This is a genomic window from uncultured Sphingomonas sp., from assembly GCF_964243315.1.
GTDB lineage: Bacteria > Pseudomonadota > Alphaproteobacteria > Sphingomonadales > Sphingomonadaceae > Sphingomonas.
The window spans coordinates 1-11,383 of the sequence record NZ_CAXTEM010000074.1; the positions used below are offsets into that span (position 1 = coordinate 1).

13 protein-coding genes are annotated in these 11,383 nt (G+C 66.0%); 8 read left to right on the forward strand and 5 right to left on the reverse strand.

What is annotated here, in order from left to right; all coding sequences use genetic code 11:
• The 3 genes from ACFE77_RS14690 to ACFE77_RS14700 form a co-directional block, all read left to right on the forward strand.
• The coding region (locus tag ACFE77_RS14690; RefSeq protein WP_375422395.1) for a PLP-dependent transferase at positions 1-884 on the forward strand (884 nt) is incomplete at its 5' end.
• A gap of 237 nt (positions 885-1,121) precedes the next feature.
• Positions 1,122-2,132 carry an adenosine deaminase gene (locus ACFE77_RS14695; protein WP_375422396.1) on the forward strand — a complete coding sequence of 337 codons (1,011 nt, stop codon included), beginning with the start codon at positions 1,122-1,124 and terminating at the stop codon, positions 2,130-2,132.
• Entirely contained in the window at positions 2,132-2,650 is a 519-nt protein-coding gene (locus ACFE77_RS14700; RefSeq protein ID WP_375422397.1) for a phosphoribosyltransferase, read from the forward strand. Before ACFE77_RS14695 ends, ACFE77_RS14700 begins: the two co-directional genes overlap by 1 nt.
• Positions 2,651-2,784: 134 nt before the next feature.
• Here ACFE77_RS14700 and murA read toward each other — a convergent pair whose 3' ends face one another.
• The 4 genes from murA to ACFE77_RS14720 all read right to left on the reverse strand — a co-directional run bounded on the left by murA (position 2,785) and on the right by ACFE77_RS14720 (position 7,527).
• Positions 2,785-4,068 carry a UDP-N-acetylglucosamine 1-carboxyvinyltransferase gene (gene murA / locus ACFE77_RS14705; RefSeq protein ID WP_375422398.1) on the reverse strand — a complete coding sequence of 428 codons (1,284 nt, stop codon included), beginning with the start codon at positions 4,066-4,068 and terminating at the stop codon, positions 2,785-2,787.
• Positions 4,069-4,428: 360 nt separating this feature from the next.
• On the reverse strand, positions 4,429-4,782 hold the full coding sequence (clpS, locus tag ACFE77_RS14710; protein WP_375422407.1) for an ATP-dependent Clp protease adapter ClpS: 354 nt from the start codon (positions 4,780-4,782) through the stop codon (positions 4,429-4,431).
• 176 nt (positions 4,783-4,958) lie between these two features.
• A complete protein-coding gene (gene phaP, locus ACFE77_RS14715) occupies positions 4,959-5,690 on the reverse strand; it encodes a TIGR01841 family phasin (RefSeq protein WP_375422399.1) in 732 nt (243 codons plus the stop codon).
• Between the two features lie 109 nt (positions 5,691-5,799).
• Positions 5,800-7,527: a PHA/PHB synthase family protein gene (locus tag ACFE77_RS14720; RefSeq protein WP_375422400.1), complete on the reverse strand. Its 1,728-nt coding sequence runs from the start codon at positions 7,525-7,527 to the stop codon at positions 5,800-5,802.
• A gap of 172 nt (positions 7,528-7,699) precedes the next feature.
• Between ACFE77_RS14720 and ACFE77_RS14725 the strand changes: the two genes are divergently transcribed.
• Genes ACFE77_RS14725 through ACFE77_RS14735 form a run of 3 tightly spaced genes read left to right on the forward strand, consistent with a single transcriptional unit; the run spans position 7,700 to position 9,608 of the window.
• Positions 7,700-8,914 carry an LL-diaminopimelate aminotransferase gene (locus ACFE77_RS14725; protein WP_375422401.1) on the forward strand — a complete coding sequence of 405 codons (1,215 nt, stop codon included), beginning with the start codon at positions 7,700-7,702 and terminating at the stop codon, positions 8,912-8,914.
• Positions 8,914-9,186 carry a DUF2061 domain-containing protein gene (locus ACFE77_RS14730; RefSeq protein WP_375422402.1) on the forward strand — a complete coding sequence of 91 codons (273 nt, stop codon included), beginning with the start codon at positions 8,914-8,916 and terminating at the stop codon, positions 9,184-9,186. The genes ACFE77_RS14725 and ACFE77_RS14730 overlap by 1 nt, the downstream gene beginning before the upstream one ends.
• A complete protein-coding gene (locus ACFE77_RS14735) occupies positions 9,183-9,608 on the forward strand; it encodes an acyl-CoA thioesterase (RefSeq protein ID WP_375422403.1) in 426 nt (141 codons plus the stop codon). Before ACFE77_RS14730 ends, ACFE77_RS14735 begins: the two co-directional genes overlap by 4 nt.
• A 258-nt stretch (positions 9,609-9,866) precedes the next feature.
• On the opposite strand, the gene ACFE77_RS14740 is transcribed toward ACFE77_RS14735, so the two are convergent.
• Positions 9,867-10,346, reverse strand: a complete 480-nt coding sequence (locus tag ACFE77_RS14740) for a winged helix-turn-helix transcriptional regulator (protein WP_375422404.1) — start codon at positions 10,344-10,346, stop codon at positions 9,867-9,869.
• Positions 10,347-10,474: 128 nt separating this feature from the next.
• On the opposite strand from ACFE77_RS14740, the gene ACFE77_RS14745 reads away from it, so the two are divergent.
• Positions 10,475-10,819, forward strand: coding sequence for a hypothetical protein (locus ACFE77_RS14745; protein WP_375422405.1), 345 nt, complete (start codon positions 10,475-10,477; stop codon positions 10,817-10,819).
• A gap of 47 nt (positions 10,820-10,866) precedes the next feature.
• On the forward strand, positions 10,867-11,383 hold a 517-nt coding region (locus ACFE77_RS14750; protein ID WP_375422406.1), incomplete at its 3' end, for an HD domain-containing protein.

Sequence of the window (11,383 nt, forward strand, 5' to 3'; positions counted from 1 at the left end):
CGACCGAGACGCTGATCGGCCGCGTGCTCGGCAAGTTCGGGGTCAAGTGGCTCGACTTCCCCGCCGGCGCGACCCGTGAAGAGATCGACGCGGTGATGACCGAGGCCGCGAAGGGCAGCGTCGCGCTGATCTACCTCGAATCACCCGCCAACCCGACCAACGCACTGGTCGACGTGCAGGCGGTCGCCGCGAGCCGCGACGCGATCTTCGGCGAGACGAAGCCGCCGATCGCGATCGACAACACCTTCCTTGGGCCATTGTGGCACCAGCCGCTGAAGCATGGCGCCGATATCGTAGTCTATTCGCTGACCAAATATGCCGGCGGGCATTCGGATCTGGTCGCTGGCGGGGTGCTCGGATCGAAGGAGCATATCAACGTGATCCGATCGATGCGCAACACGATCGGGACGATCACGGATCCCAACACCGCGTGGATGCTGCTGCGCAGCCTGGAGACGCTCGAACTGCGGATGAGCCGCGCGGGCGAGAATGCGGTGAAGGTGTGCGGCTATCTGCGCCATCATCCGAAGGTCGAGCGCGTCGCCTATCTCGGCTTTCTGGAGGACGAGCCCGGCATGGAGCGGCAGGCCGACATCTATCGCCGGCATTGCACCGGCGGCGGATCGACCTTCTCGCTGTACCTGAAGGGCGGCGAGCGGGAGAGCTTCGCGTTCCTCGACGCGCTGAAGATCGCCAAGCTGGCGGTCAGCCTGGGCGGCACCGAGACGCTGGCGAGCCACCCCGCGGGGATGACGCATCTGTCGGTGCCCGACGCCCGCAAGCAGGCGTTGGGTATCACCGACAATCTCGTGCGGATATCGATCGGGGTTGAGGACGCGGACGACCTGATCGCGGACTTCACGCAGGCGCTGGACGCGATCTGAGGGGTGGGGGTGGTGGGTGAGGTGCTGCCAGCGCAACCCACCTTCCTACCACCCCGGCGAAGGCCGGGGCCCAGTCGGGAGAAGTTGGTAACGGGGCGCAACGCACGTCACCGGAGCCTTCCCACCTGGGCCCCGGCCTTCGCCGGGGTGGTAGAAGGGAGTGGGAGACTGCATTCCCCTTCAAGCCCCCCACCCCCAGCGCTTGCCCCGATCGCCACTTCCGGCGATTAAACCCGCATGACCGATCACGACTTCATCGCGGGCCTGCCCAAGGCCGAGCTGCACCTGCACATCGAAGGCAGTCTCGAACCCGAACTGATGTTCGCGCTGGCCGAGCGCAACGGCGTGGCGATCCCGTTCGCGAGCGTCGAGGAGGTGCGCGCGGCGTACAGCTTTTCGCGGCTCCAGGACTTTCTCGACATCTACTACAAGGGCGCCGACGTGCTGCGCACCGAGGCCGATTTCCATGATCTCGCGGTCGCCTATTTCGATCGCGCCGCGGCGGACGGAGTCGTTCATGCCGAGATCATGTTCGACCCGCAGACCCACACCGCGCGCGGAGTGAGCTTCGACACGGTGATCAAGGGATTGCTGTCGGGAATGGCCGCGGCGGAGGCGGCGGATGGGATGACGTCGCGGCTGATCCTGTGCTTCCTCCGGCATCTCGACGAGGAAGACGCGTTCGCGACGCTGGAGATGGCGCGGCCGTGGATCGACGAGATCACCGCGGTCGGGCTCGATTCGTCGGAGCTCGGCCATCCGCCCGAGAAGTTCGCGCGGGTGTTCGCGGCGGCGCACGAACTCGGGTTGCGGCGAGTCGCGCATGCCGGCGAGGAGGGGCCGCCCGATTACGTCTACCAGGCGCTCGACCTGCTCGGGGTCGACCGGCTCGATCATGGCAATCGCAGCCTGGAGGATCCGATCCTGGTGGCGCGGCTGGCGCGGACAGGGATGACGCTGACGGTCTGCCCGCTGTCGAACCTCAAGCTCTGCGTGGTCGACGACATGGCCGACCATCCGATCGACCGGATGCTGCGCGAGGGGCTGCGCGCGACGATCAACTCGGACGATCCGGCGTATTTCGGCGGCTACATCGCGGACAATTACCGCGCTGCCGCCGCCGCGCGCGGGCTCGACCGGCGCGATTTGGCAATGCTGGCGCGCAACAGCTTCCTCGGATCGTTCCTGCCGGACGATGTCGTCGCGACCCATCTAGCCGCGCTCGACGCCTATGTCGGGGCGCAGTGATGCCGGTCTTCACCGATATCACACAGGACGAGTTCGTCGCCGCGATCCGCGACATCGCCGCGCAATTGGCCGCCACGGCGGACTGGACGCCCGATTTCATCATCGGCATCGGCCGGGGCGGGCTGACGCCGGCGGTGTTCCTCAGCCATGCCGCGGGGCTGCCGATGCTGTCGGTCGACTTTTCGAGCCAGGTGAAGGATTTCGCGGACGAGCCGCTGGTGAGGCTCGCGGCACGGACGCGCGAGGGCGAGCGGCTGTTGTTCCTCGACGATATCAACGATTCGGGGCGCACGATCACGCATCTGCGCGGCGCGCTGGCGGCAGCGGGGGCAGTGCCGGGCAGCATCCGGTTCGCGACGCTGATCGACAATGTCAGCTCGGCGGAGCGGGTCGATTACAGTGCGCGGACGATCGACCGAACGGTCACCAAGGACTGGTTCGTGTTCCCGTGGGAAGCCGTCGCGCCCGCGACATCGCTGGCGGACGATGCGGCGGCGGTGCCGGAGCGAATCGGTTAAGGCGCGAGGGCCACGCCCTTTCGTGTTCCCGCGAAAGCGGGAACCCAGAGTCGAGCAAATCACGGTCCGTAATTCTGCTTGATCTTGTGCTCCCGCCTTCGCGGGAGCACAAGAGGGCGGGCGGTCGCACGACTCTACCCGTCGCTGGCGCGTTCGATGTCGGCGCCGACCGCCTGGAGCTTTTCCTCCAGCCGCTCGTAACCGCGATCGAGATGATAGACGCGGCTGACCTGGGTCTCGCCCTCCGCGGCGAGGCCGGCGAGGATCAGGCTCATCGACGCGCGCAGGTCGGTCGCCATCACCTGGGCGCCGGCCATCCGATCGACACCGCGGACCACCGCGGTGCGCCCACGGACCTGGATGTCCGCGCCCATCCGCGCGAGTTCGGGAACGTGCATGTAGCGGTTCTCGAAGATCGTCTCGGTCAGCACGCTGGCGCCATCGGCGCGGCACAGCATCGCCATGAATTGCGCCTGCATGTCGGTGGCGAAGCCCGGATAAGGCGCGGTCGACAGCGTCAGCGGGCGCAGCCGGCCGTCGGCGCTGACCTGGATGCCGTCCTTGGTTTCCGCCACGGTCACGCCGGCCTCGACCAGCGCGTCGATCGTGGCGCGCATGTCGGCGGCCTTCACGCCGACGAGTTCCAGGCTGCCGCCGGTGATCGCGGCGGCGCAGGCGTAGCTGCCCGCCTCGATCCGGTCGGGCATCACCGCGTAGGTGGCGCCGTGGAGCCGATCGACCCCCTCGATCTCCAGCCGTTCGGTGCCGATGCCGTCGATATGCGCGCCCATCGCGACCAGGCAATTGCACAGGTCGACGATCTCCGGCTCGCGCGCCGCATTCTCGATCACCGAGGTGCCGCGCGCGGTGACCGCGGCCATGACGACGTTCTCGGTGGCGCCGACCGACACGATCGGGAAGCTGAAGCGCCCGCCCGCGAGCCGCCCGCCGGCAGCCGACGCGCGGACATACCCCGCCGCCATCTCGATCTCCGCGCCGATCGCCTCGAGCGCTTTCAGATGGAGATCGATCGGGCGGTTGCCGATCGCGCAGCCGCCGGGCAGCGACACGGTGGCGACTCCGGCGCGCGCCAGGATCGGGCCGAGCACCAGGATCGACGCGCGCATCTTGCGGACGATGTCGTAGGGCGCCTCATGCGAGGTGAGCTTGCCGGCGCGGATCGTCATGACCCGGCCGAAATCCTCGGGCCGGGTGCCCTCGATCGAGGTCGATGCGCCGAGCTGGTTGAGCAGGTGGCCGAAGCCGTCGACATCGGCGAGACGCGGCAGGTTGCGCAGCGTCACCGGTTCGTCGGTGAGCAGCGCGCAAGGCATCAGGGTCAGCGCGGCGTTCTTCGCGCCGGAGATCGGCAGGCGGCCGGTCAGGCGGTTGCCGCCACGAATGAGAATACGGTCCATCGCCGCGGTCTAGCGCGCGCGGGGCACGGCGCAAGGGTGGGGCTCGGCAGGCAGAAGTGTTTTCGCGCGGACACGCGGAGGACGCGGAGTGGTTGCATCCGGACCTGGGTCATCAGCCTCCACCCCGTTCGTCCTGAGTAGGGATCGAGTAGCTGCGAAGCAGCGTATCGAGAGCCCGTATCGAAGGACAGGTTGGCGCGCGGAACCTGTGCTTCGATACGAGCCCTCGATACGCTCCCTGGCGGGAGCTACTCGGTCTCTACTCAGCACGAACGGAAAACTTTTTACCGGATCGCTGAATAGCGGGACCCGGACCAAGTCCGGGGTGACGGGAATGGGAGGTCTAGAGACGTCCCGTCGTCACGCCTTTTCGAGCGTGCATTGCAGCGGGTGCTGGTTCTGGCGGGCGAAGTCGATGACCTGGCCGACTTTGGTTTCGGCGACCTCATAGCTGAACACGCCGCACACCCCGACCCCCTTCTGGTGGACGTGGAGCATTACCCGGGTCGCGGCCTCCATGTCCATGCGGAAGAAGCGCTGTAGGCAGAGGACGACAAATTCCATCGGGGTGTAATCGTCGTTGAGCATCAGCACCCGGTACGGCGTCGGCTGCTTGGTGCGGGTGCGAGTCTTGGTCGCGAGACCGGTGCCGGTGTCGTTCCCGGCGCCGTCCCCGGCACCGTCATTGCCGCGGTCGTCGCGACGGTCGGCCATGGATGTGAGTGGGATCTGCATGTCGGTTCCGAAAATATGGCATCCCCCGCGTCAGGAGCAAGGGCCAAACCGGGGCCTATAGGGGGAAAAGCCACGAAGCCGGCAAAAGGTCCGCCGACGCGAAAAGGGCGGCCGCATCGCTGCGACCGCCCCTTACACTACGAACAAGATCGCGGTTACGCGGCGATCTTGACCTTTTCCGCTGCGATGGCGACGCGGTTCGAGATCGGCTGAGCGACCTCGCCGGCCAACTTCAGCATGGTCTCGGTCGAGCGCGAGGTCTCGGCGACCATCATGTCGAACGCGCTGCGGACATAGTCCGACTGGAGCTTCATGAACTCGGTCGGCGACTTGACCGACGCCATCGTCTTGGCGGCGGTGGTGGCCTCCTCGAACGACTTCTTGGCGTAGGCGACGACGTCCTGGCCGAGCGACTCGAAGCCCTTCGCGGCGATCTTGGTCGATTCGACGATCGCCTCGATGTTGCCCTTCGAGAAGCTGTTCATCTCGTCGAACATCTTCTGGCCCTTCTCCATCGCGCCCTTGGCATCGGCACCGGCGAACATCGCCTGGGTCTTCTCGGTCATGGTCTTGATCGTGTCCATCGTGACATCCTTTGCTGCGGTGGCCGTCGGAACGGCGTTGATCGGCTGCGCAATGCGCGCGGGGGTTGGCTGCGCGATGCGCGCCGGAGTTGGCTTTTCGTCGCGTACAGGCGCCTTGGCGGGGACCGGCTTCTTGGCGACCGGCTTTGCTGCCGGTACGACCGGCTGGAGCTTTGATTGGGGCTCGGCTTGCTTGGCGACCGGCGCCGAAACTTCGGGTACGACAGGCTTTGCGGCTACCGACACGGGTGCGGCGGCAACAGGAACGACCGGGGTCGCCACAGGCTTCGCTTTCCGATCCATTCGCGCGTCTCCAGGCTTATGCTGCGGCGCACAATATGACGACTTCGGACGATATGCAACTAGTTTGTTGCAGTGCAGCAAAATCAAAAAACGTTTTTGTTATTAACGTTTAACGAGCGCGCACATAGTCGCCGGGGGCGTCGCCCAAGGAAGGGACCTCGCCGCCGCCGGGCACCCGCGCACCCGTCGCGGCGACCACCGTGTCGCCATGGCCACGGAGCCAGGCGAGCCAGTCGGGCCACCAGCTGCCCTTTGTCTCGGTCGCGCCGGCGACGAAGGCATCGAGCGAAACGGCGGGTTCGTCGTTGGTCCAATACTGATATTTGCCCGCTGCCGGCGGGTTTACCACGCCGGCGATGTGACCGGACCCGGCAAGTACGAAGCGCATGGGTCCGCGGAACAGGTCGGTGATCCGCCAGACGCTTTCCGCGGGCGCGATATGGTCCTCGCGCCCGGCCTGGATATAGGCGGGTGTCTCCACCAGGCGCAGATCGATCGGGGTGCCGTCGATCGACATGGTGCCGTGATCGACCAGCCGATTGTCGCGGTAGAGATCGGTCAGATACGCCTGGTGCCATTTGGCGGGCAGGTTGGTGGTGTCGCCGTTCCAATGGAGCAGATCGAACGGCGTATAGTCCGCACCCAGCAGATAATTGTTGGTGACGTAGTTCCAGATCAGGTCGCGCCCGCGCAGCAGGTTGAAGGTCAACGCCATGTAGCGGCCGTCGAGGAACCCTTCCTTCGACAGACCGTCGATGATCTGCAGCTGTTCGTCGCTGACGAAATGCTGGAGCTCGCCCGCCGACGCGAAATCGACCTGCGCGGTGAAGAAGGTCGCGCTCGCCACCTTGTCCGCCTGCCCCCGCGCGGTGAGCATCGCCAGCGTCGCGGCCAGCGTCGTCCCCGCCACGCAATAGCCGATGGTATGGACCGCGGGCACGTCGAGCAGCGCGCGGATCGTGTCGATCGCCTCGACCTGCGCCATTGCGTAATCGTCCCAGATCACGTCCTTCATTGTCGCATCGGCGGACCGCCACGATACCATGAACACGGTGATCCCCTGGTCGACGCACCAGCGGATGAAGCTCTTCTCGGGGGTCAGATCGAGAATATAGAAACGGTTGATCCAGGGCGGGAAGATCACCAGCGGCGTCGCCAGCACGGTGTCCGTGGTCGGCGTATACTGGATCAATTCGTAGAGCGGGGTGCGCTTGACCACCTTGCCCGGCGTCATCGCGAGGTTGCGGCCGACCTCGAACGCGGCCGGATCGGTATGCGTCAGCTGCCCCTTGCCGAGATCGGCGAGCATGTTCTGGAGACCCTTCAACAGGCTCTCGCCCTTGGTCTCGATCGCCTTTTCCATGACCTCGGGATTGGTCAGCGCGAAGTTGCTCGGGCTCATCGCGTCGACCAGCCCCTTGGCGGCGAAGCGCAGCGTCTCCTTCTGCTTGGGGTCGACCCCCTCGAGCGCATCGACGCTGCGGAGCATATGGTCCGCGATCAGCAGGTAACTCTGCCGGGTCCAGTCATAGATCGGGTTCTCCCGCCACGCCGCGGCCTTGAAGCGCTTGTCGCGGGCATGCGCCTCCGGCTCCGTAGCGGGCGTAGCCTTGGCGGGATCGAGGAAGCGCTGCCACAGCGTCAGGCTGTCGGTCCAGAAATCGCGCGCGCGCTCGATCGTCGCGGGATCGTTGATGCCGGGCACCACCGGCACCGCGCCGCTGTTCACCGCGGCGAGCCCCTGCTCCATCATCATCTGCTGCGCACGGCCCATCACCCAGGTCCAGTGCTGGAGATCGCCGAGCGACGGCGTTGGGGCGGCTTCGGAGTCGGCCATGGCATCCTCTCGCGTTTCGCTTGTTCTAGCGCCCGGGCGAAGGATGTTCACCCCCTCCCCGGATCAGATCAACCGTCGAGAGGCGCGAAAGGACGCACTGGGAGCCAAGCCCGTTTCGGCGCGGCGTCGGATCGACTATGGGTCGGCCTCACTGCCGGGAACCGCGACCGCTATGTCCGACGACTTCTACCGCATCAAACGCCTGCCGCCCTACGTCATTGCCGAAGTGAACGGCATGCGGGCCGCGGCGCGCGCGGGCGGCGAGGACATCATCGATCTCGGCATGGGCAACCCGGACCTGCCGCCGCCCGAGCACGTCATCGAGAAATTGATCGAGGTGACGCGCAAGCCCGACGCGCACGGCTATTCGCAGTCGAAGGGCATTCCCGGGCTGCGCCGCGCCCAGGCAAATTACTATGGCCGGCGGTTCGGCGTCGATCTCGATCCCGAAACCGAAGTCGTGGTGACGATGGGATCGAAGGAGGGGCTCGCCAGCCTCGCCACTGCGATCACCGCGCCGGGCGACGTCGTGCTCGCGCCCAATCCGAGCTACCCGATCCACACGTTCGGCTTCATCATCGCCGGCGCGACGATCCGCGCGGTGCCGACGACTCCCGACGAGGCGTATTTCGAGAGCCTCGAACGGGCGATGGCGTTCACCGTACCGCGGCCGAGCGTGCTGGTGGTCAATTATCCGTCGAACCCTACCGCGGAAGCGGTCGATCTCGCCTTCTACGAACGGCTGGTGGCATGGGCGAAGGAGAACAAGGTCTGGATCATCTCCGACCTCGCCTATTCCGAGCTTTATTATGACGGCAATCCGACGCCTTCGATCCTGCAGGTGAAGGGCGCCAAGGACGTGGCGGTCGAATTCACGTCGCTCAGCAAGACGTACAGCATGGCGGGCTGGCGGATCGGCTTCGCGGTCGGCAACGCCAAGTTGATCGCGGCAATGACGCGGGTGAAGTCGTACCTCGACTACGGCGCGTTCACCCCGATCCAGGCGGCGGCGTGCGCCGCGCTCAACGGCCCGCAGGATATCGTCGAGAAGAACCGTCTGCTCTACCACAAGCGCCGCGACGTGCTGGTCGAAAGCTTCGCGCGCGCCGGCTGGGACATCCCCTCGCCGCGCGCGTCGATGTTCGCCTGGGCGCCGCTGCCGCCCGCCGTCGCGCATCTCGGCAGCCTCGAATTCTCCAAGCAGATGCTGACCCACGCGCACGTCGCCGTCGCGCCGGGGGTCGGCTACGGCGAGAATGGCGAGGGCTTCGTGCGGATCGCGCTGGTCGAGAACGAGCAGCGCCTCCGCCAGGCCGCGCGCAACGTGAAGCGCTACCTCGCCAGCATGGGCGTCAACACGCCCGGCATGGGCCAGAAGGCGGGCTGATGCTTCTCTTCCGCGGGCTGGAAAGCCATCCGCGATCGTTCCTGAAGGCAGTGTCGTGGCGGACCGTGGGGTCGATCGACACCTTCATCCTCGGCATGTTGTTCACCAGCGGCAACGCCAAGATCGCCGGGTCGATCGCAGGGACCGAGGTCGTGACCAAGATCCTGCTCTTCTATTTCCACGAACGCGCCTGGTCGCTGGTCCGCTGGGGACATCGCCCCGATCCGGTCTCGCCCAACCAATTGGGTGAAGGGGTGGTGCCGGTCGCATGAGGGAGGGCTTCAGCTTCTCGACGCGCTTTCGCGTGCGCTATGCCGAGATCGACGGGCAGAAGGTCGTCTTCAACTCGCGCTACTTGGAATATGCCGACGTCGCGGTCACCGATTTTTGGGAATGGACCGGGATCGACGCGGCGCTGGGCGCGATCTGGCACGACACCGAGTTCCACGTCCGCCGCAGCGAGATCGACTATCTGAAGCCCTTCGTGCTCGGCGACACGATCGAGGCGTCGGTCAGGATCGAGCGGATCGGCACGTCGAGCATCACCAAGCGCTTCGAACTGGCGCATTCGGTCACCGGCGAACTGCACACGGTGATCACGATGGTGAGCGTCAACGTGCACCTGCCGACCGGGCGCCCCGCGCCGCTGGGGGCCGAGGTGCGGGCGTTTCTGGAAGGGTTGGTCGGCGGATAACGGGCGCTGCTCACACTTCGCTTGTGCTCCCGCGAAGGCGGGAGCCCAGTACTGGGTCCCCGCCTCCGCGGGGACACGTCGTTGGCAGCCCCTTCCCTCGCACAGAGCCCACCCCGGCGAAGGCCGGGGCCCAGGTCGATAGGTCGCCGTAAGGGAATGCTGCGCGTCGTAAGGTCCACCTTCGCTACTGGGCCCCGGCCTTCGCCGGGGTGGAAGAAAAGGGGACAAGCACGAGTAGGTAGCGATGAGGGCGACCCCCTATTCCGCCGCCTCCATCCGATCCGGGTCCTGTGCGACATCACCCGGTAGCGCCCAGATCAGGTCGTGCTTGGTGAGCACGCGGCCGTCGTGCGACATCACCGAGATCGGCTCGATCGGGCGCCGGTCGCGCGCGTCGACCAGGATCGGGAAGGCCGGCACGCACGTCTCCCAGCGTTCTCCCCATTGCCGCAGTGCGATCATCGTCGGGAGCAGCGCGGCGCCCTTCTCGGTCAGCGCGTACTGGATCTTGCGGCGGTCGGCGGGCATCGCCTCGCGCCCGAGAATGCCATGTTCGACCAGCCGGCCGAGCCGATTGGCGAGGATGTTGCGCGCGATGCCGAGTTCCGACTGGAATTCCTCGAAATGGTGCAGGCCGTTGAACGCGGCGCGAATGATCAGGAACGACCAGCGCTCGCCCATCGACTCGAGCGCCGCGGGGAGACTGCATTCGAGCAATGGTTCGCGCAATTTGGCCATCGTCGCATCCTCTGGAGGGCAACCTACCGCAAAAATCCCGCTCGCGGAACAATTTATCGGTTTCTAGTTGCAACTAGAAACCTAGTGGGATAGGTAGCGATATGCAACCCGTTGCTCGGAGCCTTCCCATGAAGCATCTCGTCTCGCTCGCCGCCGCACTGTGCGTTTCCGGTACGCTGTTGTCGGCTACTGCCGGCCAGGCACAGGCTCCGACCGGCTACTATGTCGCGGTTCCGGCTGCTCCGGTCGCCAAGACCAGCCTCGTCACGCGCAGCACCGCTTGGTCGCGGCGTGGCGGCGCCTTCGTCGCGGCGCAGGCACCCGAACGTCCCCAGATCCTATGCCAGCTGGTCGCGGATCGCGTCGGCGGTCTCAGCAGCTTTGCGGTGAAGGGCCAAGCCTATGACGCGGACCAGCTCGCCAAGTGCAACGCGCATGTAAAGCCCGCGCCGGCACAGATGGTTGCCCGTTGATACGCTTTTTGTTGCAAAGCAGCAGCACGCGGCCCCATTGAGGTCGCGTGCTGCGCCAATACGAGCTTGTCGACCGGGTCCTGGAATATGATCCAGACGCCGACGAGGCCTTGCTGAACCGGGCCTATGTCTTCTCGATGCACGCGCATGGCTCACAGAAGCGCGCGTCGGGCGATCCCTATTTCAGCCATCCGATCGAGGTGGCCGGCATCCTGACCGATCTCCATCTCGATGCGGAGACGATCGCCACCGCCATCCTTCACGACACGATCGAGGATACGGTCGCTACGCCCGAGGAGATCGAGCGGCTGTTCGGCGGCTCGGTCGCGCGGCTCGTCGACGGGGTGACCAAGCTCAGCAAAATCGAGGCGCAGACCGAGAACGAGCGCGCCGCGGAGAACCTCCGCAAGTTCCTGCTGGCGATGTCCGACGACATTCGCGTGTTGCTGGTGAAGCTGGCGGACCGGCTGCACAACATGCGGACGCTGCATCACATCGCGAAGCCCGACAAGCGCCGCCGGATCGCGCGCGAGACGATGGATATCTACGCGCCGCTCGCCGAGC